Source organism: Corallococcus sp. AB030 (assembly GCF_003668965.1).
Taxonomy (GTDB): Bacteria; Myxococcota; Myxococcia; order Myxococcales; family Myxococcaceae; genus Corallococcus; species Corallococcus exiguus.
This window is the reverse complement of record NZ_RAWQ01000175.1, coordinates 1-24,053: the sequence shown is the minus strand read 5'-3', so window position 1 is coordinate 24,053 and position 24,053 is coordinate 1. Positions and strand designations below refer to the sequence as shown.

General features: G+C 70.0%; 20 protein-coding genes and 1 pseudogene. 14 read left to right on the top strand and 7 right to left on the bottom strand.

The annotated features are described in order from the left end of the window. Positions 1-129 precede the first annotated feature (129 nt). Positions 130-630 carry a hypothetical protein gene (locus D7Y15_RS32335; protein WP_148712920.1) on the top strand — a complete coding sequence of 167 codons (501 nt, stop codon included), beginning with the start codon at positions 130-132 and terminating at the stop codon, positions 628-630. A gap of 92 nt (positions 631-722) precedes the next feature. Next, positions 723-1,289, top strand: a complete 567-nt coding sequence (locus D7Y15_RS32330) for an FxsA family protein (RefSeq protein WP_120578616.1) — start codon at positions 723-725, stop codon at positions 1,287-1,289. Here D7Y15_RS32330 and D7Y15_RS32325 read toward each other — a convergent pair. Together D7Y15_RS32325 and D7Y15_RS32320 are read right to left on the bottom strand one after the other, a co-directional pair. Beyond that, the gene (locus D7Y15_RS32325; RefSeq protein ID WP_121754984.1) at positions 1,261-3,369 is read right to left on the bottom strand and encodes a FecR domain-containing protein; all 2,109 of its coding nucleotides are present in this window, start codon (positions 3,367-3,369) and stop codon (positions 1,261-1,263) included. The genes D7Y15_RS32330 and D7Y15_RS32325 overlap by 29 nt on opposite strands. Next, on the bottom strand, positions 3,356-4,024 hold the full coding sequence (locus tag D7Y15_RS32320) for an RNA polymerase sigma factor (protein ID WP_121754983.1): 669 nt from the start codon (positions 4,022-4,024) through the stop codon (positions 3,356-3,358). Before D7Y15_RS32320 ends, D7Y15_RS32325 begins: the two co-directional genes overlap by 14 nt. A gap of 235 nt (positions 4,025-4,259) precedes the next feature. On the opposite strand from D7Y15_RS32320, the gene D7Y15_RS32315 reads away from it, so the two are divergent. Continuing rightward, positions 4,260-5,468 carry a Dickkopf N-terminal cysteine-rich domain-containing protein gene (locus tag D7Y15_RS32315; RefSeq protein WP_121754982.1) on the top strand — a complete coding sequence of 403 codons (1,209 nt, stop codon included), beginning with the start codon at positions 4,260-4,262 and terminating at the stop codon, positions 5,466-5,468. 17 nt (positions 5,469-5,485) lie between these two features. Here D7Y15_RS32315 and D7Y15_RS32310 read toward each other — a convergent pair whose 3' ends face one another. After that, positions 5,486-6,472, bottom strand: coding sequence for a class I SAM-dependent methyltransferase (locus D7Y15_RS32310; RefSeq protein WP_120578612.1), 987 nt, complete (start codon positions 6,470-6,472; stop codon positions 5,486-5,488). Positions 6,473-6,523: 51 nt separating this feature from the next. Here D7Y15_RS32310 and D7Y15_RS32305 point away from each other — a divergent pair, with 51 nt between their 5' ends. From D7Y15_RS32305 to D7Y15_RS32275, 7 genes are all read left to right on the top strand, one after another. Further along, positions 6,524-7,285 (top strand): crotonase/enoyl-CoA hydratase family protein, encoded by a 762-nt coding sequence (locus D7Y15_RS32305; RefSeq protein ID WP_121754981.1) that lies wholly within the window; start codon positions 6,524-6,526, stop codon positions 7,283-7,285. Positions 7,286-7,348: 63 nt separating this feature from the next. Further along, complete coding sequence (locus D7Y15_RS32300) at positions 7,349-8,494, top strand: cystathionine gamma-synthase (RefSeq protein WP_120578610.1); 1,146 nt, start codon at positions 7,349-7,351, stop codon at positions 8,492-8,494. Between the two features lie 87 nt (positions 8,495-8,581). After that, positions 8,582-10,411 (top strand): discoidin domain-containing protein, encoded by a 1,830-nt coding sequence (locus tag D7Y15_RS32295; protein WP_121754980.1) that lies wholly within the window; start codon positions 8,582-8,584, stop codon positions 10,409-10,411. Between the two features lie 70 nt (positions 10,412-10,481). Continuing rightward, positions 10,482-10,931, top strand: coding sequence for a MaoC family dehydratase (locus D7Y15_RS32290; RefSeq protein ID WP_121754979.1), 450 nt, complete (start codon positions 10,482-10,484; stop codon positions 10,929-10,931). Positions 10,932-11,019: 88 nt separating this feature from the next. Then, a complete protein-coding gene (locus D7Y15_RS32285) occupies positions 11,020-11,478 on the top strand; it encodes a hypothetical protein (protein ID WP_120578607.1) in 459 nt (152 codons plus the stop codon). Between the two features lie 151 nt (positions 11,479-11,629). After that, positions 11,630-12,028 carry a hypothetical protein gene (locus tag D7Y15_RS32280; RefSeq protein WP_120578606.1) on the top strand — a complete coding sequence of 133 codons (399 nt, stop codon included), beginning with the start codon at positions 11,630-11,632 and terminating at the stop codon, positions 12,026-12,028. A 3-nt stretch (positions 12,029-12,031) separates the two neighbouring features. Continuing rightward, entirely contained in the window at positions 12,032-12,433 is a 402-nt protein-coding gene (locus D7Y15_RS32275; protein ID WP_120578605.1) for a hypothetical protein, read from the top strand. Positions 12,434-12,531: 98 nt separating this feature from the next. Here the strand turns inward: D7Y15_RS32275 and D7Y15_RS32270 are convergent, their stop codons facing one another. Further along, positions 12,532-13,899, bottom strand: coding sequence for a pyridoxal-phosphate dependent enzyme (locus tag D7Y15_RS32270; RefSeq protein ID WP_120578604.1), 1,368 nt, complete (start codon positions 13,897-13,899; stop codon positions 12,532-12,534). 258 nt (positions 13,900-14,157) lie between these two features. Between D7Y15_RS32270 and D7Y15_RS32265 the strand changes: the two genes are divergently transcribed. Both D7Y15_RS32265 and D7Y15_RS32260 read left to right on the top strand, forming a co-directional pair. Then, positions 14,158-15,198, top strand: a complete 1,041-nt coding sequence (locus D7Y15_RS32265) for an aminoglycoside phosphotransferase family protein (RefSeq protein ID WP_120578603.1) — start codon at positions 14,158-14,160, stop codon at positions 15,196-15,198. 4 nt (positions 15,199-15,202) lie between these two features. Then, positions 15,203-16,231, top strand: coding sequence for an NDP-sugar synthase (locus D7Y15_RS32260; RefSeq protein ID WP_120578602.1), 1,029 nt, complete (start codon positions 15,203-15,205; stop codon positions 16,229-16,231). Here the strand turns inward: D7Y15_RS32260 and D7Y15_RS32255 are convergent, their stop codons facing one another. The 3 genes from D7Y15_RS32255 to D7Y15_RS32245 form a co-directional block, all read right to left on the bottom strand. Beyond that, positions 16,232-17,701: a hypothetical protein gene (locus tag D7Y15_RS32255; RefSeq protein ID WP_121754978.1), complete on the bottom strand. Its 1,470-nt coding sequence runs from the start codon at positions 17,699-17,701 to the stop codon at positions 16,232-16,234. It lies immediately after the preceding gene. 75 nt (positions 17,702-17,776) lie between these two features. Beyond that, the gene (locus D7Y15_RS32250; RefSeq protein ID WP_120578600.1) at positions 17,777-18,541 is read right to left on the bottom strand and encodes a Stp1/IreP family PP2C-type Ser/Thr phosphatase; all 765 of its coding nucleotides are present in this window, start codon (positions 18,539-18,541) and stop codon (positions 17,777-17,779) included. 144 nt (positions 18,542-18,685) lie between these two features. Further along, entirely contained in the window at positions 18,686-19,054 is a 369-nt protein-coding gene (locus D7Y15_RS32245; protein WP_120578599.1) for a DUF192 domain-containing protein, read from the bottom strand. A 17-nt stretch (positions 19,055-19,071) separates the two neighbouring features. Between D7Y15_RS32245 and D7Y15_RS32240 the strand changes: the two genes are divergently transcribed. Together D7Y15_RS32240 and D7Y15_RS32235 are read left to right on the top strand one after the other, a co-directional pair. Beyond that, complete coding sequence (locus D7Y15_RS32240; RefSeq protein WP_120600063.1) at positions 19,072-19,575, top strand: tRNA (cytidine(34)-2'-O)-methyltransferase; 504 nt, start codon at positions 19,072-19,074, stop codon at positions 19,573-19,575. Between the two features lie 34 nt (positions 19,576-19,609). Beyond that, positions 19,610-24,053: pseudogene (locus D7Y15_RS32235) on the top strand (hypothetical protein); the annotation flags it as partial.

Sequence of the window (24,053 nt, the reverse complement as noted above, 5' to 3'; positions counted from 1 at the left end):
GGGGAGAGGTGGGCTTCATCGAGGCGTCTCGGGGGGAAAGAGGCGGGAGCAACCGCGCGGCGTATACTCGCAACCCACGTGAGTTACGAGTTGGTCCTTCAGGCGCGGACCCAAGGCGCCCCCTTCGACATGGCCCGGGTGGACGCCCTGCTGGCGGCACGCCCGGGGACCGACCGCTCGGACGGTGTGCGCGAGTGGGACCTGGGGGTGGGCACCGTGGAGGTGCTGCCCCTGCGCGACGGCAAGCGGGTGGTGGGCGCGGAGCTGCGCGTGCCGCTGGTGGACGGTGAAGAGCTCATCCGCGAGGTCCTCACGGAGGCCGCCGGGCTGGCCCACCAGGCTCAGCTCCGGCTATTCGACCCGCAGCTGGGAGAGGTCCTCACGGGCTCCGCCACGGAGCGGGTGGTCGAGCAGTACCTGCGCACGGAGCACTACCGGCGCACCGCGAAGCCCATGGAGATCACCCCCGGCCTGGCGGAGGCAATGGACCGGGCCGAGCGGGTGCAGTCGCTGGGCCTGCCGTCCGAGCGCATGTCGCTGTCGTCGCGGCTGGTGCTCTTCGCGGTGGGCGGCTTCGCCCTCCTCTTCTTCGTGATGCGCTTCCTGATGGAGAAGCTCAACGGGGAGTGAGCCGGGGGGCGCCGGGGACCCTGGAGGGCGGAAGACACGGCGTGTCCGTCCAGCAATGAGCGCTGGAGTGAATCTGGCGTTAACGTGCCAGCGTGCTCAAGGCCCTCGTCATCGTCTGCATCCTGTTGCCCCTGGCGGAGCTGTACCTGCTGATTACCCTGGGGCATCACATCGGGTTGGGGTCCACGCTCGCGCTGCTGGCGGTCTCCGCCGTGCTGGGGAGCCTCATCGCCCGGAGGCAGGGCGAGAAGGTGTTCCGCAACTGGCGCGAGGCCATGGCCGGCGGCGGCGTGCCCGAGGAGGGCCTGCTCAACGGCGTGCTGGTGATGGTGGGCGGCGCGCTGCTCATCGCGCCGGGGTTCATCTCGGACCTGATGGGGCTCTCGCTGATGGTGCCGCCGGTGCGCCGCTGGGTGACGGCGCGGGTGCGCCGCTCGCTGGAGAAGACGCTGCGGTCGGGCACCGTGCGGTTCACGCAGGTCGGGCCTGTTCCGGGAGTGGATCCGTTCGAGGAAGCCCGGCGCTTCGACGAGCAGGAGACGCCCGCGAAGGTGGAGCCCTCGCCCTCGGAAGAAGGCCCCGCCACCTTCCGCCGCCCCCGGAGCGAAGGGGGCGAGGTGGACGCGGAGTTCACCAGCGACGAGGAACCCCGGGGCTGACGGGTACGCGCTGGGGCGAGCCGTTCCAGCGAGGTGTCACGGGCGTGGGAGCCGGCATGGGCGCGGGGGCCTTCGCGGGGGCGCCGGGCTCGGGTTCGGCGGACATGCCCAGGGCGATGCGGGCCTCGGTGGCGTAGCGGCCGTTGGGGAACTCGCGGAGGTACTGGCGGAACTCGTCCTCCGCGTCCGCGGGCAGGTGCTGCCTGTTGAGGCAGCGGCCGCGCAGGATGCGGGCCTGTTCGCGGTGGTTCGTGCGAGGGCTGGCGGCGGCGATCTCCCCCAGTCCCACGAGGAACTGCCCGCACGTGGTGGGGGCCGTCTGCACCTTGGCGTAGCCGAGGAAGCGCTCGTCGGAGTCGTCCGACATCAGTCCGCCCGGAACGAGCGCTCCCAGCGTCTTGCGCTTGCGCGGCTCCGCGGGCGTGGCCGGAGCCATGGAGGGAGCCTGCACGGCGCCCGGCACGGGCGCGGAGGACGCGAGCGAACCCGCTGAAGCGCCAGGGTAGGGCGCGAAGTCGTCAGACGGGGTGGGCTCGCGCGGATGCACGGCCTGGGGAATCTCCGTGTTGGGAGCGTGCGCCTGGGCCAGGGCCTCGCCTGGCGAGGGCACCGCGGGGGCCTGGGCGACGGCGGTGCGAGGCGCCTCGGGAGCCGGAGCATCAGGCGTCTTCTGGGCGACGGCCTGCGACGGCGTGGCGTTGTTCTCCCCGGGCTGAGCATCAGGCGTCTTCCGGGCGACGGCCTGCGATGGCGCGGCGCTGTTCTCCCCGGGCTGAGCCTCGGGCGCCTTCTGGGCGACGGCCTGCGACGGCGCGGCGTTGTTCTCCCCGGGCTGAGCCTCGGGCGCCTTCTGCGCGACGGCCTGCGACGACGAGGCCTTGTTCTCCCCGGGCGGGGTGCCGGGCGTCTTCTGGGCGACGGCCTGCGACGGCGCGGCGTTGTTCTCCTCGGACGGAGTGCCGGCCGCGGGCGTGCGCGCCTCCGCGGGTGTGTCGCGGGTGGCAACAAACGGGCTCACTTCGACGCGTGACGGTCCCTTCTTCGCGGGCACGACGCTCGCGACCACGGCACCGGGCTCCGCGGCCCGCAGGTCCCGGAACGCCTGCCGGTCTCCGGCGGAGAGCGCGCGAGGCTTCAAGGTTTCACCCGTGCCCGCGAGCTCCACGCGCTCGCCCGCGTCCACGAAGCGCGGAGGCTGCCCCTCCGCGTCCACGCGCACGCGTCCTTCGAGCACCGCCACCGCGGCTCCGGCCGCCGTGCGCTCCACGGAGAAGACCGTCCCCACGACGGACACCCGCAGGCCCGCGGACTCCACGAGGAACGCGTCGCGCCGCGCATGCGAGGCATTCACGGACAGCCGTCCCTGCTGGACGGTCAGGTGCACGGCGTTCGACTCCGCGCGGGCAAACACCACGTCCGAGCCCGCCGACAGACGCACGCGGCTCTCATCCGGAAGCCGCAGCACGGCCGACGCCTTCGGAGGCGTCCGCACCGCCATGCCCGAGCGCAGCCGCATCCCGGCCGCCAGCGCATGTTCCGCACCGGTGGCCTCCCGCACCACCGCGCCGGTGACGCGCTCCGCCTCCGTGGTGGACGCAGCCTCCGAATGCGCCGCGACCGCTTCCTGCTTCGCGGGCGCCACCTCTGGACGGGCCGCGACCGCTTCCTCCGTCGGAGCGTGGGAATCCTTCGTGCCGGAAACCGCCTTCGAAGGAGGAGTCCGCACCGCGACGGGCGTCGTGTTCCCATCCTGCTTCCAGCGCGCCCCACCCAGCCACACCACCAGCGCGACGGCGCAGGCCCCCGCGAGCGTCATCGCCCAGGGCGACAGGAACCGCCGCTCGGGCACCGCCATCCGCTTCGCCGCGGCTGCCTTCAGCTTCGCCCCCGTCTCCTCCCACCGCACGGAGGGCTCCACCGAGCGCGCCGTGTGCAGCATCGCCCGGGCCTCCACCACGCGCTGCCACTCCGCCGCGCACGCGGCGCACTCCGCCACGTGCGCCTCCACCCGGGCCTTGCCGGCGGCATCCAGCTCGCCCGCGGCCAGCGCCCACAGGGCCTGTGTCTCATGACCGGCCATGGGAGCCTCCCACCGGCCGGGCGACGACCAGACGCTGCATGGCTTCGGTGAACTCCAATCTCGCGTGGTGCAGGCGGCTGCGCACGGTGTTGGGAGAGCTTCCCACGGCGAGGGCAATCTCGTCCGGGCTCATGCCGCACAGCTCGGCGTAGACGAAGACGATGCGCTTCTTGGGCTTGAGCTTCTCCAGCGCCGCCTCCACCAGCCGGGCGGCCTGACGACGCTCCGCGGCGCGCTCCGGGTCCTCCCCCGTCGCCACCATCTCCGGCGGGTCCGCGAAGGAGTCCTCCGGCCGGCGCCGCTTCCACCTCAGATGGCTGAGCGCCACGTTGGCGCACACCCGATAGAGGAACGTCTTGAAGCGAGACTCCCCCCGGAAGCCCTTCACCGCCGTGAGCAGCCGCAGGTAGGTCTCCTGAAGGAGGTCATCCACCTCCACGCGGTTTCCCACCAGGTGGCGCAGGGTGCGCGCCGCGTCCAGCTTGGTGGCCTCGTAGAGCTGCTCGAAGGCGGTCAGGTCCCCCTGCTGGACCCGCTGGACCAGGAGCCGCAGGCGGGCCTCGTCCGCGGAAGCCGGGCCACGCGCGTCCGCCACGTCCACGCCGGACTCCGGCGGGACCGCGGACGCCCACGTGCGCGCTCCTCGGCTGAACACCAGGCCTTCTCCTTCAGGGCGACGCCGGACGTCCCCTTCCTCCAGGAACGCCCTCCAGTCTGTAGTGGTGGTCCAGACGAGCACACTGCCTCCGTGCCCCTGGGTCTCCGGAGAGACGAAAAAAGATCAAAATTATTTGATCAATCTGGCCCCCTCTTGCGTCGAAGGCTCTCGAAATCGGATGACCCCCCCGGTGGCCGGTCCGGACCCATCCCCTTCTTTGGAGCCCCCACTCATGAGGAACATCACGCTTCGCGGCACATTGGTCGTGCCGTTCCTTGCGCTGTTAGGCCTGCTGTCGGGTTGCATCCTGGAGACGAACGGCGGCGGGTACTGGCCCGACGACGACTACGACTCCAGCTACGGCTGCTCCACCACGTCCGACTGCGGCTCGAACCAGTACTGTCACTCCGGTAGCTGCTGGGACCTGAACTCCGACTCCAAGAACTGCGTCTACTCCAGCGAGTGTCCCGGCACGCAGATGTGCATCAACGGCTGGTGCGCCCAGTCGTGCTACCGCGACTCGGAATGTGGCGCGAACGGCCGCTGCAAGGACAACTTCTGTACCTCCTCCGGCACCAAGCCGGACGCGGGCACCACGGACGGCGGCACCAAGCCGGATGCCGGCACCAAGCCGGACGCGGGCTCGGACGGCGGCACCAAGCCGGACGCGGGCACGGACGGCGGCACCAAGCCGGACGCGGGCTCCGACGCCGGCACCGCGGTCTGCCGGGTCAACTCTGACTGCGGCGCGGACCACTACTGCATCAACGGCGCGTGCCGTCAGCAGTGCGACAGGGACGACAAGTGCGGCCCGGGTGGCCTGTGCGTCCAGGGCCTGTGCCAGAAGCCGCCGACGGACCCGAACGCGTGCACCACGGAGGCCCAGTGCCCCTCGGGCCGCGACTGCGTGAACGGCCAGTGCCGTGCGCCCTGCTCCTCCACGACGGAGTGCTCGGCGGACACCAAGTGCGAAGTGGGCTACTGCCTGCCCATTCCGTCCGGCGGCCAGTGCACGGCGAACTGCGAGTGCCCGGCGGGCCAGGTCTGCAACAGCGGCCAGTGCAAGTCGCCGCAGCCGGACCCGGGCCAGGCGTGCCTCGCCAACTGCGACTGCCCCTCCGGTCAGGTGTGCACGAGCGGCTACTGCAAGGCGCCGGTGCCGGACGCGGGCTCGGGCAGCAACTGGTCCTGCACGGTGAACTGCGAGTGCCCGTCCGGTGAGGTCTGCACCAGCGGAAAGTGCAAGCTGCCTCCGCCGCAGCCGTCGAACGACGCGGGGACGTCCGGCACCGTGTGCCGCGCCAACTGCGAGTGCCCGGCGGGCCAGGCCTGCAACAGCGGCCAGTGCAAGCCGGTGAACCACGGCTCCGGCAAGGTCTGCCAGGCCAACTGCGAGTGCCCGTCCGGCGAGCGCTGCCAGGACAACGTCTGCTGGCTGTAGCCGTCAGCGGATGAAGCTCACCGCGAGGGGGCCACCATGCGCCAGCATCGGTGGATCTCCTTGCGGTGGAAGTCCTCGGGGATGGAGCGGGGGGTGATTTCCTCCACCTGCGCCATGTCCCGGGTCGCGGAGTCCTTCAGTTCGAAGCCCAGGAAGTTGGTGGAGAAGTAGAGGACGCCTCCGGGGGCCATGAGCGCCCGGAGGTGTTCCATCATCCGCACGTGGTCGCGCTGCACGTCGAAGTTCCCCGACATCTTCTTCGACGTGGAGAACGACGGCGGGTCGCAGACGATGAGGTCGTACTTGTCGTCCCCGTGCTTCGCCTGGTCCTCCAGCCACGCCTTCGCGTCCGCGCGGATGAGCACGTGGCGCGGATCCGCCAGGCCGTTGAGGACCAGGTTGTCCTCCGCCCAGTCCAGGTACGTGTTGGACAGGTCCACGCTCACGCTGCCCGCCGCGCCGCCCGCCGCCGCGTACACGGTGAACGCGCCGGTGTAGGCGAAGAGGTTGAGGAAGTGCTTCCCCTTGGCCTCGCTGCGCACGCGGGCGCGGGTGTTGCGGTGGTCCATGAAGAGGCCGGTGTCCAGGTAGTCGCCCAGGTTCACCCAGAACTTGAGGCCCTGCTCCTCCACCACCAGCCGCTCGCTGCCCTCTCCCACGCGGCCGTACTGCGAGCGGCCCCAGGGCTGGGGCGTGTGCGTCTTCACGGACGTGCGCTCGGGCGGCACGCCCAGCACGGCGGTGACGGCGGCGAGCACCTCCGCGCGGTCCGCGTCCGCGTTCGCGCCCTTCGCGTGGGCCTTGCGGCGCGGGAACTCCACGACGTGGGCGTGGTCGCCGTAGACGTCCACGGCGTAGGAGTACTCGGGGATGTCCCGGTCATAGACGCGGAAGGCGGTGAGCCCCTGCGCGCGGGCCCACTTGCGCAGGCGCTTCGCGTTCTTGCGCAGGCGGTTCTCGAACATGCCCGCGCCCTGCGTCTCCTGATTGCCTTCGTCCGCCATGGCTCCCCTCATATTGCAGGCCGCCCCGGGGGCGGGGGAAAACCACGGCCCATGAGCGTGCGCGTCGAGAAGAACGGCCCCGTCACCACCGTCATCCTCCACCGGCCGGAGGTCCGCAACGCGGTGGATGCCGACACGGCGCGCGAGCTGGCGGACGCCTTCCGTGCCTTCGACGCGGACCCCGACGCGCGCGTGGGCGTCCTGTACGGCGACGCGGGCACCTTCTGCGCGGGCGCGGACCTGAAGGCCGTGTCGGAAGGGCGCCTGCTGCGCCTGGAGCCGGACGGCGACGGGCCCATGGGGCCTTCGCGCATGCGCCTGTCCAAGCCGGTGGTGGCGGCCATCAGCGGCCACGCGGTGGCGGGCGGCCTGGAACTGGCGCTGTGGTGCGACCTTCGCGTGGCGGAGGAGGACGCGGTGCTGGGCGTCTTCTGCCGGCGCTGGGGTGTGCCACTCATCGACGGAGGCACCGTGCGCCTGCCCCGGCTGATTGGCCTGTCGCGCGCCCTGGACCTCATCCTCACCGGCCGCCCCGTGTCGTCTGCCGAGGCGCTGGGCATGGGCCTGGTCAACCGCGTGGTGCCGAAGGGCGAGGCCCGGAGCGCCGCGGAGGCCCTGGCCGCTCAAGTCGCCGCCTTCCCCCAGGCCTGCATGAACGCGGACCGGGCCTCCGCCTATGCCCAGGGCGACCTGGCCTTCGAAGACGCGATGCGCCAGGAGTTCCAGGGCGGGGTGAAGGTGCTCCAGTCGGAGTCCATCCCGGGGGCCACGCGCTTCGCGAAAGGAGCGGGCCGGCACGGCCGCTTCGAGTAGGACGACTCCGGAGCAGGCTGGGAACGCTGCGCGGCCGGTGGGACTGTGTTAGTTCGCGAAGCCATGCGCTTCGACACGCTCGCCATCCACGCCGGCCAGGAGCCGGATCCCACCACCGGCGCCATCATGACGCCCGTGTACCTGACCTCCACCTACGTCCAGGACGGACCGGGGGAGCACAAGGGCTACGAGTACAGCCGCACGCAGAACCCCACGCGCAAGGCGCTGCAGGACTGCCTGGCCGCGCTGGAAGGCGCGAAGTACGGCGCCGCGTTCGCGTCCGGCCTGGCCGGCACGGACATGCTGATGCACATGCTGGAGGCCGGTGACCACGTCATCGTCTCCGACGACGTGTACGGCGGCACCTTCCGCATCTTCGACAAGGTGTTCAAGCGCTCCGGCCTGAACTTCTCCTTCGTGGACCTCTCCAAGCCGGAGAACTTCGAGGCGGCCATCACCCCGAAGACGAAGATGGTCTGGGTGGAGACGCCGACGAACCCGATGCTCAAGCTCATCGACCTGGCGCGCATCGCCGAGGTCGCCAAGAAGCGCGGCATCATCTCCGTCGCGGACAACACGTTCATGACGCCGTACTTCCAGAAGCCGCTCGACCTGGGCTTCGACGTCGTGGCGCACTCCACGACGAAGTACCTGAACGGCCACAGCGACGTGGTGGGCGGCTTCGTCTGCACCAGCCGCGATGACATCGCCGAGCGGATGTACTTCCTGCAGAACGCCGTGGGCGGCGTGTCCGGCGCCTTCGACAGCTTCCTGGTGCTGCGCGGCGTGAAGACGCTGCACGTGCGCATGGACCGCCACGCGCAGAACGCGATGAAGGTGGCCCAGTACCTGTCCACGCACAAGCAGGTGAAGAAGGTCACCTACCCGGGCCTGGAGACGCATCCGCAGTACGCGCTCGCGAAGCAGCAGATGACCGGCTTCGGCGGCATGCTGACGTTCGACATCCACGGCGGCCTGGAGGCGGCGCGCACCTTCCTCAAGACGGTGAAGGTCTTCGCCTGCGCCGAGTCCCTGGGCGGCGTCGAGTCCCTCATCGAGCACCCCGCCATCATGACCCACGCCTCCGTCCCCAAGGAGATGCGTGAGAAGCTGGGCATCCTGGACGGCTTCATCCGCCTGTCCGTCGGCATCGAGGACGCGCAGGACCTCATCGACGACCTCGCGCAGGCGCTCGACCGCGTGAAGTAGTCCCCGGCGCTCGCTCGCGCTCCAGGCGGCCTGGCCTGCCCTCCGGGGCAGGGGGAATGTTGGTTGGTACACAACGTTTCCGGCGCGATGCGTAACCGACTGCTTGGCCCCACCTGCCTCCTGGGCGCGTGGCTCGCGACTGGCTGCGAGTCTCCGCCCGTTCCCACTGACTCCGACGTTCCTCCGGCCGCGCTGCCGGAGTCGCTCTCCGCGTCCAACTGCAATCAGCTCGTCACGAAGACGGTGACGGCCAGCGGTGACGACGGCAACGTTCCCGGCAACACGCAGGACGACAACCTCTCCACGCGCTGGAGCGCGCAGGGGACGGGCGTCTGGCTCCAGATGGACCTGGGCTCGGCGCAGACGCTCACGGGCACCACCATCGCGTGGCACCGGGGCAACGAGCGCCAGAACCACTTCATCGTCTCCACGTCCACCGACGGCGGCACCTTCACCCAGGCGTACGCGGGTGACAGCGCGCTCAATGCGTCCGCGCAGACGGTGGCGTTCTCCTCGCGCAGCGCGCGCTACGTGCGCATCACCGTCAACGGCAACACGGTGAACGACTGGAACTCCATCGCGGAGGTCCGTGCGTGCGCGGCCAGTGCGCCGCCGTCCTCCAGCGACTCCGGCCCCACGCTGCCGCGCCTGCCATACCTCCAGAGCGTGAAGCAGACGTCCGCCATCGTGGCCTTCCGCACCGCGAGCACCTGCAACCCCACGGTGCGCTACGGCGAGGGCACCAGCCTCACGTCCTCCGTCAGCGCGGGCATGTCCGGCACGCGCCACGCGGTGAAGCTGGACGGCCTGTCCGCGGGCCGCACCTACGGCTACGTGGTGGAGGCCTGCGGCAGCAAGACGGGCCTGCGCGGGTTCCAGACGTCCACGACGTCCTCGGCCACCAAGGCGCACTTCACCGCGATGGGTGACTTCGGCACCGGCGGCAGCATGCAGGCGAAGGTGATGGCGGTGATGAACACGCCGCAGTGGCGCTCGGAGCTGCTGCTGGCCCTGGGCGACAACGCGTACCCGAACGGCACGGACGCGGAGTTCCAGGAGCACCTCTTCAAGCCCATGGCCGGGCTGCTGCGCGAAGTGCCCATGTTCGCCACTCCCGGCAACCACGAGTACGTGACGAACCAGGGGCAGCCCTACCTGGACAACATGTACCTGCCGGCCAACAACCCACAGGGCTCCGAGCGCTACTACTCCTTCGACTGGGGCCCGGTGCACTTCATCTCCCTGGACTCCAACTGCGCGGTGGGCCTGGCGTCCGCGGACCGGTGCACGCTGGCGGCGCAGAAGGCGTGGGCGGAGTCGGACCTGGCCGCGAACACGCGTCCGTGGACGGTGGCCTTCTTCCACCACCCGTCGTGGTCCAGCGGCGAGCACGGCTCGCAGCTCACCATGCGCCGCCAGTTCGGCCCGTTGTTCGAGAAGTACGGCGTGGACCTGGTGCTCACCGGGCATGATCACGACTACGAGCGCAGCAAGCCCATGTACGGCGACAACGTGGCCTCCGGCACCCAGCGCGGCATTCCGTACCTGGTGGTGGGCAGCGGCGGCGCCACGCTGAGGCCCTTCGCCACCAGCCAGCCCGCGTGGACCGCGCTGCGCGACAACCAGGCCTACGGCTTCCTGGATGTGACGGTGGACGGCGGCACGCTCACCGCGCGGCTGATCACCTCCAGCAACACCGTGCGCGACACGCTGACGCTCAAGAAGACGTTGGCCAAGGCTTCGGTCCGCGGCGTCCAGGCCAGCGCGCTGGAGGCGGATGAAGCCGCGGCGGAGGAGGCGCACGACACGCCGCCGGGCCCCACGGACGACCGCGCGGAGCCGGCCTTGCGTGGCCCCGTTCCGCCCGCGGACACGCCGGAGTCCGTGGCCGACCCTGAAGAGCCGCTTCCGCAGTAGCCGCGAGACCCGCCGGAGGGTAGGGAAGGGCTGAACCGCCGGCGGGCCCGGCACCCACAGAAGGGACACCATGCGCTACTTCGAGGACTTCCCCGTCGGCGAAATCATGGAGCGGGGGCCGTACGTGGTGACGCGCGAGGAGATCATCGCGTTCGCGCGCCAGTTCGACCCCCAGCCCTTCCACATCGACGAGGACGCCGCCGGCAAGAGCATCTACGGCGGCATCATCGCCAGCGGCTGGCACACCGCCGCCATCTGCCACAAGCTCATGGTGGAGGGCCTGCTGGGCCAGGCCGCCGGCATGGGTTCGCCGGGCCTGGACGAGCTGCGCTGGAAGAAGCCGGTGCGCCCCGGTGACTCGCTGCGGATCCGCATCGAGACGCTGGAGGCGAAGCCCTCCACGAGCAAGCCGGACCGCGGCGCGCTCAAGCTGCGCCTGGAGGTCGTGAACCAGAATGGCGAAGTGGTGATGACGGAGCTGGCCAACGCCCTCTTCGCTCGCCGCCCTCCGTCCCCCTGACGGTTCAGCCCCTTTTTCCGCGCCGGGGAACCCACACTTTGAGTTCCGGGGCTGACCTGGGTTACCAATACGCCCAAAGGAGAAGCCCATGTCCAACACCAATGAGGTCGTTCCTCCTCCGGCGCCCAGCCGGCTGAAGCGTCCCGTGGAAGTGGTGCGCGCGGAGCTGCTGGCGGATGCCGACGTGCAGCAGCAGGCGGAGATGCTGAAGATCCCCGTCGCGCAGTACGTGGAGAAGATCCTCGACTACGCCATCCACCCGGACAAGCCGCCCCAGCTGGAGATCATCCCCGACGAGGAGCTGAAGGCGCGCGACCCGAAGATCCCCACGGTGGAGGAGATTGGCACCCACCTGCAGAAGATCATCGACGGGGAGATCGCCATCAGCCCCGCCCAGCAGCGCGACGGCTTCAGCAGCGACAAGAGCCACGAGCAGCGCTACAGCGCCGCGCTGGGTGCCACCGCCAAGCCCGGCCAGACCGTGGCCCCCAAGCCCGGGACCGCCGTGGATCCGGCGGAAGCCAAGAAGGGCCCCATCCGGGGCTGAAACGTCCCTCCAAGGCCCTGGAATCACAGGGCTTTGGGGTGGGTCACTCGGATAATCCCGGAACCGGAAACTTCTCCGGCGTTCCTCCGAGAATCCCACTGTCAGTCTCACTTCGAGGGCCCGCGCGGCCCTCCACGAAAAGGATCAGACCATGGGTGGCATCGGCAAGGCTCTCGGCAAGGTGATGGACATCGTCAAGCCGTTCGTGTCGGCGGTGAACCCGCTGCTCGGCGCGGCGATGGGCTTCGCCAGCGGTCTGATGCAGGGCAAGAACCCCCTCCAGGCGCTGCTGGGCGCGGCCACCGACCTCATCCCGGGCGGCGGCGTGCTCAAGAACGCGCTGGGGGCCTTCGCCGGCTCCGGCCTGATGGACGGCGCGGGCGGCAACAGCCTGCTGTCCGGCGCGCTGAACCTGGCGAAGGGCAAGAGCAAGGTCACCGACATCGTCGGCGACCTGTTCAAGGCCACCAAGAGCAACCCGCTCACCAACCTGGGCATGAACAACGCGACCGAGCTCGCCGCCCAGAAGATGTCCACGTTCCTGTCCTAGTCCATGAAGCCCGTCCGCTTCGACCCCAAGGTCCACCACGAACTGCTCAACCTGTGGCGCAAGCCGTGGGATGAGACGATGACGCCGGAGGCCCTGCCGGAATACGGCTTCGTGGTGCCGGAGAAGGCGGCGGGCTTCCTGTACCGCACGGACAGCTCGGTGGCGCTGATTGAAGGCATCATCGCCGCGCCCGGGCTGACCAAGGAGGACCGCAACGAAGCCGTCAACGCCATCGTCGCCGCCGTCCGCGACGAGGCCCGGAAACAGGGCTTCAAGCTGCTCCTCGGCTACTCGCAGCTGGACGCCATCAAGAACCGCGCGGAGCGCTTCGGCTTCATGCACGTGGGGCCGGGCTACCACATGGTGGCCCTGGACCTGACGAAGCCGGACCCCGCGGGACTCTGAAGAACCCGCAGCACCGCTTGAGAAACACGACGGGCCCGAAGGGAGGATGTCCTCCTCCTTCCGGGCCCGCGGTGTTTCAGGCGCTCGCGCCCGCGGCCTTAAGCGGCGGTGCGGTGCAGGTGGTCGATGAGGTCGATCTTCGTGACGATGGCGATGACGGTCTCGCCGTCCTTCACCACGGCCACGTTGTCGCGCGCGAAGATTTCACGCAGCCGGTCGATGCTGGCGTCGGCGGACACGGCGCCCTGGAGCGGGGCGACGATGGGGTCGATGGCGTCCTGGAACTTCACCTTGTTGGCGACCAGGGCGTTGAGCAGGTCGTACTCGTGCACCATGCCCACGGCGCGCCCGTCGTCGGACACCACGGGCATCTGGCTGATGCCATTGCTGCGCATGGTCTCCACCACGTGGTCCACGCGGTCACCGCGCTTGGCCGTCTTCAGGTCGCGGGGCTTCGCGCCGATGATGTCGCGCACCGTGCCGGCGCCCTTCTCCTGCATGAAGCCGTTGTCGCGCATCCACTCATCGGAGTGGAACTTGCTGATGTAGCTGCTGCCGGAGTCCGGGAGGACGACCACGATGGTCTTCCCCTTGCCGACCTCCTTCGCCAACTGCACCGCCACGTGCACCGCCGCGCCGGACGAGCCGCCCGCGAAGATGCCCTCTTCGCGCGCGAGGCGGCGAGCGGCGTTGAAGCACATGCGGTCATCGACCTGGCGCACGTCGTCCACGACCTTGAAGTCCATGGCGCCGCAGAGCATGTCCTCGCCAATGCCCTCGACCTTGTAGACGTGCGGCTCGGTGAGCTTGCCCGTCTTGAAGTAGCCCTCGTAGACGGAGCCTTCCGGATCCACGCCGACGTTCTTCAGGCCGGGGATCTTCTCCTTGAGGTACTTGCCGGCGCCGCTCATGGTGCCGCCGGTGCCCAGGCCGGACACGAAGTAGTCGAACTTGCCTTCGGTCTGCTGGAAGATCTCCGGACCCGTCGTGTGGTAGTGGGCCTCGATGTTGTCCGGGTTGTGGTACTGGTTCAGCATGAACGCGCCGGGCGTCTCCTTGGCCAGGCGCTTGGACGTCTCGTAGTAGCTGCGAGGGTCCTCCGCCGGAACGTTCGTCGGCGTGACGACGACCTGGGCGCCCATGGCCTTCAGGCGGTTGATCTTCTCCAGGGACATCTTGTCCGGCATGGTGAAGATGCACTTGTAGCCCTTCACCGCCGCGGCCAGCGCCACGCCCATGCCGGTGTTGCCGGACGTGTTCTCCACGATGGTGCCGCCGGGCTTGAGCTTCCCCTCCCGCTCGGCCTTTTCGATGATGTAGAGCGCCATGCGGTCCTTGATGGACGCGCCGGGGTTCATGAACTCGCACTTCACGAGCACGGTGGCGTCGTTCGGACCGACGAGCTTGTTGAGCTTCACCAGCGGCGTGTGGCCAATGGCGGTGAGGATGTTCTGTTGGATGTCCATCGTGCGTGGCTTCCCGAAAAAAGTGAGGGTCGGGGCCTTATATGTGCTCCGCCCTGTCAGGGGGAACATGCCCGAAGGCACGGCCCTTCCTGACGCAGGATGCCGCGACCGTGTGGGGGCTTCCTGGGGCTCCTCGTCGCGTAGGCGACAGGGCAGGCGGCCGCCGGACGCGAGGCCCACGCGGGCTTTGACCCGCCGCGCCGTGCCTCCGATACTCGCGGGCGTCTTTCCCTTCCCCCTCTGGAGTACCCGCCCCCCATGGAACTTGAGGCCGCCCTTCGCGACCAGGTGGGACAGGCCATTGGCCGTCCCGTCCCCGATGCCCCCATCAAGAAGTTGAAGGGCGACGCGAGCAACCGCTCCTACTACCGCGTCGGCAGCGCCCCGGAGAGCTGGGTGCTGATGGTGATGCCGCCGGACGCGACGAAGAAGAGCGAGGAGGCCACCAAGGGCGAGCCCCCGAAGGAGCTGCCCTTCGTCAACGTGCACCGCTACCTGGAGAAGCTGGGTGTGCGCGTGCCGCGAATCCTCCGCTACGACGAGCCCGCCGGCATCATGGTGCTGGAGGACCTGAGCGACATCACCTTCGAGTCCGCGCTGGAGGGGGGCCGTCACAACCAGGCGCTCTACACGCGCGCGGTGGACCTGCTGGCGAAGCTGCGCGTGCAGGCGGAGAAGCAGCGCGACCCGGAGTGCCTGGCCTTCACGCGCGCCTTCGACGAGGACCTGTACGATTGGGAGCTGCACCACTTCCGCGAGTGGGGCCTGGAGGCCTGGAGCGGCAAGCTGCCCACGGACGCGGAGCGCGCGGAGCTGGACGCCACGTTCCGGGACATCGCGAAGCAGCTGGCCGCCGCGCCGCGAGGCTTCACGCACCGCGACTACCAGAGCCGCAACATCATGGTGAAGGAGGGCGAGCTGGTGGTCATCGACTTCCAGGACGCGCTCCAGGGGCCGCGCCAGTACGACCTGGTGGCGCTGCTGCGCGACAGCTACGTGGAGCTGGACCGCGACTTCGTGGACACGATGCTGGACCGCTACATCGCCACGTTCGAGCAGGAGAGCGGGGAGAAGATCGACGCCAGGGAGTTCAAGGCGTTCTTCGACCTGCTCACCATCCAGCGCAAGCTGAAGGACGCGGGGCGCTTCGAGTTCATCAACCGCGTGAAGGGCAACCCGGGCTTCCTGGTGTCCATCCCGGCGTCGCTGCGCTACGTGAAGGCCGCGTTCGCGCGCCGGCCGGAGCTGGCGCCGCTGCAGAAGCTGGTGGCGAAGTACGTGCCCGAGCTGGCGGCCTGAAGCCATGAAAGCGATGGTCCTCTGCGCGGGCCTGGGCACGCGCCTGCGTCCGCTCACGGAGCGCTGGCCCAAGCCGGCCATGCCGTTCCTCGGGCAGCCGCTGCTGCGCTACCACCTGACGGTGTTGAAGGCGGCGGGCGTGACGGAGGTGGGCATCAACACGCACCACCTGCCGGACACGATGGCGGCGGTGGCCCGCGCGGAGTGCGAGCGCGCGGGGCTGCCGCTGCACGTGGTGCACGAGCCGGTCATCCAGGGCACGGGCGGAGGCATCCGCGGCTTGCGCGACTTCCTCTCCGGCGAGGACTTCCTCGTGTTCAACGGGGACATCCTCTTCCCAGTGGACCTGAAGCCCGTGGTCGCGGCGCATCGCGAGTCCGGCGCGGTGGCGACGATGGTGCTGCTGCCCATGCCGGAGGGGGAGAAGTACGCGGCGGTGGAGGCGGACGCGGGCGGGCAGGTGCGCCGCATCGCGGGCTACGGGCCGGGCGGCGAGGGCCTGAAGCCGTGGCACTTCACGGGCGTGCACGTGATGTCCCCCAGCGTGTTCGACTTCATGACGGCCGAAGGCCCCGAGGACATCAACCGCGAGGTCTACGTGCGGGTGATGCAGGCGGGGCTCCAGGTGCGGGGCCACGCGGTGGACGCGTACTGGTCCGACCTGGGCATGCCGTCGCGTTACCTGGCCACGGTGCGGGACGTGCTCGAAGGGCGCGTGCCGTTGCAGGCGCTGGGGAAGGACTCACCGTTTCACGGGCTGAAGGCCGGAGCGGACGGAGCCTGGGTGCACCCGGAGGCCCGCGTCGCGGGGACGGTGCGCGGGCCCGCCTACGTGGGCGCGGGCAGCGTGGTGGACGCGGAAGCCACCGTGGGCCCGGGCGTGTCAGTGGGTCCGGGAGCGAGGGTGGGGCCGGGCGCGCGGCTCGAGCGCTGCGCCGTGTTCGAGGAGACGCAGGTGTCCCCCGGTGAAGCGCTCACCGAGGTGCTCGCGTGGGGCCCGCACCGGGTGCCCGCGCCGCTGACGGGGCGCTGATCACGGTCTGGCGGCGACCGTTTCCACCTTCACGCCGGAGCCATCGGGTTTCCAGGTGGCCTCCAGCGTGAGGAGGGTACCGAACGTCACGCGCAGCTTCTGTCCCGGCCTGGCCCAGTGGAGCTCCGGGATGATGTCCTCGTCGGCGCTCTCCGGGTACTGCGCCAAGTGCTGCTTTCCGTCCGAGATGCCGCTGCCGCAGTCGTCCCAGGTCAGCAGGACGGTCCGCTTAGGCCCCTGCTTCTCCAGGCGCACGAGCTGCACCGTGACGACGGTCGCGCCGCCGCAGGGGCCGTTCGTGTAGCGGCCATACATGGGGTCATCGCTCCGCTCCACGAGTCCCGGCGTGCCGTCCTTGAACCGGAACGTCTCCACCACCTGGCTGGACAGCACGGCGCGTAGGTCGCCCGGCGCCCGGGCGAGGTACAGCGTCGTCGGGGCGCCCGGGGCCTTGAATTGGATGCTCGCGGTGTCACCGCCCACGAACGGGGTGGGCGGACCGAAGACACTGGCCTGGGGGCTGTATCCGGTGACATCGTCGAGCGTCACGGAGCAGTGCCGCCTCTCGGTGCTCCAGGGGACCTTGCGGAGCACCCGCACGCCGGTCCACGTCTCCCCCGTGCGCAGGAAGTAGGGCGGCAGCTCATTGAACGCCTGCTTCGCGCCGGGCGCCTTGGTCAGGGGCCGCCCCAGCTCCGGAAGGCCCTCCACCAGCTTCATCGTGAGCGGCTTCGCGAGCTTCACGGTCCGCAGGGTCTCCGCGTCACCCCACTTCGGGGCCGGGTGCGTGGAGCGCAGCGTCTCCTTCGTGCCCGCGGCGCCCACGTCGATGGCGTCCACCCGGACGCGCAACGTGCGCACGCCGTCCTTCGGGACGAACAGCAGCGCCCCGGGCTGGAGCACCGCGCGCACGTGGTAGCCCGTGGCCGTCCGCAGCACTTCGTAGCGCACGTCGCCTTCGCCCAGGGCCGGGGACAGGCCCGGGTAGCGCTCGACGTCGTAGAGCACGGGGGGGCGGCCGTCTGGAAAGAAGCCCAGGTGCGCGAGCCCCAGCAGCACCCGCGTCCGCTTGGGCGCCGTGCCCAGCTGCTCGCGCACGGCCCGCTGATCCTCCTCGCAGCCTTTGTCCACCGGGAACTCGTCGCGGATGATGGCCTCGAGCGCCTTCGGGTCGTCCTTGTCTCTCACCGTGAAGAGCTTCCCCTCGGGGGACGTGGTGACGACGCGTGAAGGCATCAGCGCGTCGGGCGCCTCCAGCCCGAACCACACCTCCACGTGGTCCGAGTGCACGTCGTCCGTCGCGGCCGACGGCGTCGAGTCCACCACGTCCACGTCCAGCACCAGCTGCTGTCCGTCCGAGACGAGCGTCGCGACCGACGCGGGGGCCTTCTCGCCCGGGCCTCCCAGGGGCTGGGAGAAGTCAGGCGGGGCCGTCATCAGCAGCAGGCCGGTCAGCAGGTTCCAGGACAAGGGGACTCCTCAAGGCAAAGGCCCGCGCTCCTTCGGGGAGCACGGGCCTTCACGCGGCCGGATGGGGCGGCTGCCTCAGGCGGCGTGGTAGCGCGCGAGCACGCAGGTGACGTTGTCGTTGCCGCCCGCCGCGTTGGCCAGGTCGATGAGCTGGCCGCACGCCTTCTCCAGCTCCGGCGTGCGCGACAGGATGTCCTGCATCTGCGCGTCGGTGATCATGCCGCTCAGGCCGTCCGAGCACAGCAGGAAGACGTCGTTCTCCAGCGGATCCACGCGGGTGACGTCCACCTGCACCTGCTCCTTCATCCCCAGCGCGCGGACAATCACGTTCTTGTGGGGGAAGTTCTCGATCTCCTCCGGCGTGAGCTTCTTCGCCTTGAGGTAGTCGTTGAGCAGCGAGTGGTCCTCCGTCACCTGCTGGAGCATCCCGCCGCGGAAGAAGTACACGCGGCTGTCGCCCACGTGGCCCACGTAGACGCCGTTCTCCGCGAAGTGCACGGACACGATGGTGGTGCCCATGCCCTTGTACTTGGTGTCCACCGTGGCGCGCTCGAAGATGCGCGCGTTCGCCAGCTTGATGCCGGTGGCCAGGCGGTTCTCGTCGTAGTTGCGCTGCTTGTCCATCTTGAAGGGCCAGGTGGCGTCCTGGTCCTTGGACGTGAGGCGGAAGAACTCACCCAGCTCGTCTACCGCGATGCGGCTGGCGATCTCCCCGGACGAGTGACCGCCCATGCCGTCCGCCACGACCATGAGGTTCTCCTCGGGGAGCACGAGGTAGTTGTCCTCGTTGTGGTTCCGCTTCATCCCGACGTGGGTGCTGCCAGCGACCTCGATGCGCATGCGAAGGGACTCTTCCGGGGAGAGGCGTGAAAATCGGGGCGCGACGTTAACAAAGCGCTCCAAAAGGGGTCAAAAACCTCTCGTCTGTCCCAGCATTCCCCCCTGCGGGTACGGGTGGGTGGGACGGCTCGAGCCCTCGGCCCCCTAGGCGCCCGGGGGCTCTCCGGGGCCGAAAACCAGGCGGTCGCCCTCCTGGGTGCCGCTGGCCAGGAGGACCCCGGCGGGCAGCTCCAGGACGGAGCGGGCCTTGAAGTAGATGGACGAGGTCCGCCAGGGAGGCATGGCGGACAGTTGCTTGACGATGCGCCCTTCCGCGTCCAGGAAGGCGACGTCGATGGGGATGCGCATGAAGAAGGTGTGGATGGAATTGCAGGGCTCGATGTGCATCCCGCCCCCCATGGGCAGCGAGGCGCGGCCCATGAGCCCCTGGAAGCGCTGGACGAAGGACTCGGCGCGTTCGGCGCGGTCCGCGAGCAGCCGCTGCCGCGTTTCGTTGGTCACCCTCCAGTGCATGTCCGGTGTTCTATCCCATGCTTGAGCCCCTGGCGTCCCCCCTGCACCTGGTCCTCGTCTCCCCGCAGATTCCGCCCAACACCGGCAACGTGGCCCGGCTGTGCGCGGTGACCGGCTGCCGGCTCATCCTGGTGGAGCCCCTGGGGTTCTCCATCGACGACCGGAACCTGAAGCGGGCGGGGCTGGACTACTGGGACAAGGTGTTCCTGAAGCTGTACCCGACCTACGACGCCTATGTAGCGGAGTACCCCCAGGCCCGGCGGTGGCTGTTCTCCGCCCGGGCGGAGACGTCGCTGTACGCGGCGCGGTTCGAGCCGGGGGACCACCTGGTGTTCGGCTCGGAGGTGACGGGGCTGTTGCCGGAGGTGATGGAGGGGGGGACGGGGACGCCGGTGACCATCCCGATGCTGCCGGAGCGCCGGAGCTTGAATCTTTCGACCTCGGTGGGGATTGGCGCCTACGAGGCGCTACGGCAGGTGCAGCTGGGGATGGCGGCCAGGCAGGCACCGCCGTCGAATTGAGGGGCGAGCGGGACGGGCTACACTCCGTGGCCGAATGTCCGCCTCGCAGGTCGCCGAAGCGCTGTATGCCGCCCACAAGTCCCGAGCCACCGGCCGGCTGACGCTGCACGCCGGTGGACGCGAGTCCGCGCTGTGGCTGCGCGAGGGCGACCTGGTGGGCGCGAAGCTGGGCTTCGGCTACCAGACGCCGGCGCAGGCGCTCTTCCAGAACGGGCTGTTGGGCGTGGACGCCCTGGACGCGCTGTGGGCGCGGGGTGGGGCGGCGGCGCCGGACGAGGAGCTGCTGGAGGACAGCGGGCTGCGGCCCGCGGTGGTGCACGAGCAGCAGGTGCTGGCGCAGGTGCGGCGGCTGAGCGAGCTCGCGGAGCGCGCGGACTTCGAGGCGGAGTCGGTGGACGCGGTGGGGGATTTCGCGCCCATCGCGGGGGTGCGGGTGGTGCGGGCGGCTCTGGAGCCGGCGCCCAGTGAGCCCGTGCCCGCGAGGGTCTACCGCTGCCCGGAGGTGGCGGCGTGCGAGCCGTGGCTGACGGATGCGTCGGAGCGGGGCCTGTTGGAGACGCTGGGGGCGTTCCGAAGGCCGGAGTCGCTGACGGGAGCACAGCAGGCGCTGCTGCGGGTGCTGGAGCGCGAGGGCCGCATCGAGGCCCTGTCGGTGGAGGAGTGGGACGAGCGCGAGCGGCTGCGGCGCGAGGAGGAGCTGCGGCAGGCGGAGGAGGAGGCCTGGGCCATCGAGGAGGCGCGCCGGCGCGAGGAGGCGGCGCGGCTCGAGGAGGAGGCGAGGCTCGCGGAGCTGGCGCGGCTGGAGGCGGAGCGGCTGGCGGAGGAGGCTCGGCTCGCGGAAGAGGCGCGGCTGGCGGAGCTGGCGCGCATCGAGGCGGAGCGGCTGGCGGAAGAGGCTCGGCTCCGGGCGCTGGAAGAGGCGCGGCTGGCGGAGGAGGCACGGCTTCGGGCGGAGGAGGAAGCGCGGCGGGAGGCGGATCGGCTGGCGGAGGAGGCCCGGCTCGCGGAACTGGCGCGCATTGAAGCGGAGCGGCTCGCCGAAGAGGCGCGGTTGGCGGAGCTGGCTCGGCTGGAGGCGGAGCGGCTCGCCGAAGAGGCCCGGCTGGCGGAGCTGGCGCGCATCGAAGCGGAGCGGCTGGAGTCGGAGCGGCTGGCGGAGGAGGCTCGGCTCGCGGAAGAGGCGCGGCTGGCGGAGCTTGCTCGGCTCGAAGCGGAGCGACTCGCCGAAGAGGCTCGGCTTGCGGAACTGGCGCGCATTGAAGCAGAGCGACTCGCGGAGGAGGCTCGACTCGCCGAAGAGGCGCGCGTTGAAGCCGAGCGTCTCGCGGAGGAGGCTCGACTCGCCGAAGAGGCGCGCGTTGAAGCCGAGCGTCTCGCGGAGGAGGCTCGACTCGCCGAAGAGGCGCGCATTGAAGCCGAGCGACTCGCCGAAGAGGCGCGGTTGGCTGAACTGGCGCGCATTGAAGCTGAACGTCTGGCCGAAGAAGCTCGGCTCGCGGAGCTTGCTCGCGTTGAAGCAGAGCGACTCGCGGAGGAGGCGCGGCTCGAAGCAGAGCGACTCGCGGAGGAGGCTCGGCTCGCGGAACTGGCGCGGCTCGAAGCAGAGCGACTCGCGGAGGAGGCTCGGCTCGCGGAGCTGGCGCGGCTCGAAGCAGAGCGACTCGCGGAAGAGGCTCGGCTGGCCGAAGAAGCACGCCTTCGTGCAGAGGAGGAAGCCCGCCTTGCAGAAGAGGCCCAGTTCGCGGAGGAGGCACGGCTTCGTGCTGAGGAAGAGGCCCGACTCGCGGAAGAGGCACGTCTCCGGGCGATAGAGGAAGCCCGCCTTGCGGAGGAGGCCCGACTCGCGGAAGAGGCTCGACTCCGCGCGGAGGAGGAAGCGCGTCTGGCGGAAGAGGCGCGTCTGGCCGAAGAGGCTCGGCTGCGTGCGGAAGAGGAGGCTCGGCTCGCGGAAGAGGCGCGTCTTCGTGCGGAAGAGGAAGCACGTCTGGCCGAAGAGGCACGCCTTGCCGAAGAGGCACGCCTTGCCGAAGAGGCACGCCTTGCCGAAGAGGCTCGCCTTGCCGAAGAGGCTCGCCTCGCCGAAGAGGCACGCCTCGCGGAGGAAGCCCGCCTTCGTGCTGAGGAAGAGGCGCGGCTCGCCGAAGAGGCTCGCCTTCGCGTGATCGAGGAGGCCCGGCTCGCGGAAGAGGCTCGGCTCGCGGAAGAGGCTCGGCTGCGTGCGGAAGAAGAGGCTCGGCTCGCGGAAGAGGCTCGGCTGCTTGCGGAAGAGGAGGCCCGGCTCGCCGAAGAGGCCCTCCTTGCCGAGGAAGCCGCTCGAATCGAAGCAGCGCGCCTTGCTGAAGAGGCTCGACAGGCAGAGGAAGCACGCCTCGCCGAGGAAGCCCGGCTGCGAGCAGAGGAAGAAGCCCGGCTCGCGGAACTGGCACGCATTGAGGCAGAGCGACTTGCGGAAGAGGCCCGGCTCGCGGAAGAGGCTCGCCTGGCCGAAGAGGCTCGCCTGCGTGCGGAAGAGGAGGCCCGGCTCGCGGAAGAAGCCCGTCTTCGCGCTGAGGAGGAAGCGCGTCTGGCAGAAGAGGCGCGTCTGGCCGAAGAAGCTCGGCTGCGTGCGGAAGAGGAGGCCCGGCTCGCCGAGGAGGCCCGCCTCGCCGAGGAAGCGCGCCTTCGTGAAGAAGAGGCACGTCTGGCCGAAGAGGCTCGGCTCGCCGAAGAGGCCCGGCTTCGTGCCGAAGAAGAAGCTCTCTTGGCGGAGGAGGCCCGCCTTCTCGCGGAGGAAGAGGCTCGGCTCGCAGAGGAGGCTCGCCTTCGTGCTGAGGAGGAGGCTCGCCTCGCCGAAGAGGCTCGGCTTGCGGAGGAGGCTCGACTCGCAGAGGAGTCTCGCCTTCGTGCGGAAGAAGAGGCCCGGCTCGCGGAGGAGGCTCGCCTAGCCGAAGAGGTTCGTCTCGCGGAAGAAGCCCGCCTGCGTGCAGAGGAAGAGGCCCGCCTCGCGGAAGAGGCTCGGCTCGCGGAGGAGGCACGGCTTCGTGCCGAAGAGGCACGACTCGCCGAGGAGGCGCGTCTGGCCGAAGAGGCCCGGCTTCGTGGGGAGGAAGAGGCTCGCCTAGCCGAAGAGGCACGACTCGCCGAAGAGGCGCGTCTGGCCGAAGAGGCCCGGCTTCGTGCGGAGGAAGAGGCTCGCCTTGCCGAGGAGGCACGTCTCGCCGAAGAGGCGCGACTCGCGGAAGAGGCTCGGCTCGCGGAAGAGGCTCGGCTGGCCGAAGAGGCTCGGCTGCGTGCGGAAGAAGAGGCTCGGCTCGCGGAAGAGGCTCGGCTCGCGGAAGAGGCTCGGCTGGCCGAAGAGGCTCGGCTCGCGGAAGAGGCTCGGCTCGCGGAAGAGGCTCGGCTCGCGGAAGAGGCTCGGCTCGCGGAAGAGGCTCGGCTGCGTGCGGAAGAAGAGGCTCGGCTCGCGGAAGAGGCTCGGCTTCGTGCTGTAGAAGAGGCGCGCTTGGCCGAAGAGGCCCGGCTCGCGGAAGAAGCTCGCCTAGCCGAAGAGGCGCGCCTGCGCGCAGAGGAAGAGGCCCGACTCCGTGCAGATGAAGAGGCGCGCCTCTTGGAGGAAGCGCGGCTTCGCGCGGAGGAGGAAGCCCGACTCCGTGCAGAGGAAGAGGCCCGGCTGGCGGAAGAAGCGCGCTTGGCCGAAGAGGCTCGGCTTCGCGCGATTGAAGAGGCTCGACTCGCTGAGGAAGCGCGTCTGGCTGAAGAAGCGCGCCTGCGTGCGGCGGAGGAAGCTCGCCTCGCCGAGGAAGTTCGCCTCGCCGAGGAAGCTCGCCTTCGTGCTGAAGAAGAGGCTCGGCTTGCAGAGGAAGCTCGTCTTCGTGCGGCGGTAGAGGCACGGCTTGCGGAGGAGGCTCGCCTAGCCGAAGAGGCGCGGCTGGCCGAGGAGGCGCGGCTGGCCGAGGAGGCGCGGCTGGCCGAGGAGGCTCGCCTCGCGGAAGAAGCCCGCCTGCGGGCGGAGGAAGAGGCCCGTCTCGCGGAAGAGGCGCGACTGGCCGAAGAGGCCCGCCTCGCGGAAGAGGCTCGGCTCGCCGAAGAGGCCCGTCTTCGCGCAGCGGAAGAGGCTCGGCTCGCGGAAGAAACCCTCCTTCGTGCTGAAGAAGAGGCGCGACTGGCCGAAGAGGCCCGCCTCGCGGAAGAAGCCCGTCTTCGCGCGATCGAGGAAGCCCGACTCGCAGAGGAAGCGCGTCTGGCCGAAGAAGCGCGCCTGCGTGCGGAGGAAGAGGCTCGGCTCGCGGAAGAGTCCCGCCTGGTCGAAGAGGCCCGCCTTCGCGCAGAAGAGGAAGCCCGCCTCGCCGAAGAGGCCGCTCGAATCGAAGCCGCCCGGCTCGCCGAGGAAGCTCGCGTTCGCGCCGAAGCCCAGCGCCTCGCCGAAGAAGCCCGCCTCGCCGAAGAGGCCCGTGCCGCCGAAGCCCAGCGCCTGTCCGAACAGGGCAAGCCCGCCCATC

What these genes read in the sequence shown, in the direction of transcription:
- D7Y15_RS32335 (WP_148712920.1), top strand. Translation starts at nt 130, where the DNA reads ATGGCCCGGGTGGACGCCCTGCTGGCGGCACGCCCGGGGACCGACCGC.
- D7Y15_RS32325 (WP_121754984.1), bottom strand. Translation starts at nt 3,369, where the DNA reads ATGGCCGGTCATGAGACACAGGCCCTGTGGGCGCTGGCCGCGGGCGAG.
- D7Y15_RS32315 (WP_121754982.1), top strand. Translation starts at nt 4,260, where the DNA reads ATGAGGAACATCACGCTTCGCGGCACATTGGTCGTGCCGTTCCTTGCG.
- D7Y15_RS32310 (WP_120578612.1), bottom strand. Translation starts at nt 6,472, where the DNA reads ATGGCGGACGAAGGCAATCAGGAGACGCAGGGCGCGGGCATGTTCGAG.
- D7Y15_RS32305 (WP_121754981.1), top strand. Translation starts at nt 6,524, where the DNA reads ATGAGCGTGCGCGTCGAGAAGAACGGCCCCGTCACCACCGTCATCCTC.
- D7Y15_RS32300 (WP_120578610.1), top strand. Translation starts at nt 7,349, where the DNA reads ATGCGCTTCGACACGCTCGCCATCCACGCCGGCCAGGAGCCGGATCCC.
- D7Y15_RS32295 (WP_121754980.1), top strand. Translation starts at nt 8,582, where the DNA reads ATGCGTAACCGACTGCTTGGCCCCACCTGCCTCCTGGGCGCGTGGCTC.
- D7Y15_RS32290 (WP_121754979.1), top strand. Translation starts at nt 10,482, where the DNA reads ATGCGCTACTTCGAGGACTTCCCCGTCGGCGAAATCATGGAGCGGGGG.
- D7Y15_RS32285 (WP_120578607.1), top strand. Translation starts at nt 11,020, where the DNA reads ATGTCCAACACCAATGAGGTCGTTCCTCCTCCGGCGCCCAGCCGGCTG.
- D7Y15_RS32280 (WP_120578606.1), top strand. Translation starts at nt 11,630, where the DNA reads ATGGGTGGCATCGGCAAGGCTCTCGGCAAGGTGATGGACATCGTCAAG.
- D7Y15_RS32275 (WP_120578605.1), top strand. Translation starts at nt 12,032, where the DNA reads ATGAAGCCCGTCCGCTTCGACCCCAAGGTCCACCACGAACTGCTCAAC.
- D7Y15_RS32270 (WP_120578604.1), bottom strand. Translation starts at nt 13,899, where the DNA reads ATGGACATCCAACAGAACATCCTCACCGCCATTGGCCACACGCCGCTG.
- D7Y15_RS32265 (WP_120578603.1), top strand. Translation starts at nt 14,158, where the DNA reads ATGGAACTTGAGGCCGCCCTTCGCGACCAGGTGGGACAGGCCATTGGC.
- D7Y15_RS32260 (WP_120578602.1), top strand. Translation starts at nt 15,203, where the DNA reads ATGAAAGCGATGGTCCTCTGCGCGGGCCTGGGCACGCGCCTGCGTCCG.
- D7Y15_RS32250 (WP_120578600.1), bottom strand. Translation starts at nt 18,541, where the DNA reads ATGCGCATCGAGGTCGCTGGCAGCACCCACGTCGGGATGAAGCGGAAC.
- D7Y15_RS32245 (WP_120578599.1), bottom strand. Translation starts at nt 19,054, where the DNA reads ATGCACTGGAGGGTGACCAACGAAACGCGGCAGCGGCTGCTCGCGGAC.
- D7Y15_RS32240 (WP_120600063.1), top strand. Translation starts at nt 19,072, where the DNA reads ATGCTTGAGCCCCTGGCGTCCCCCCTGCACCTGGTCCTCGTCTCCCCG.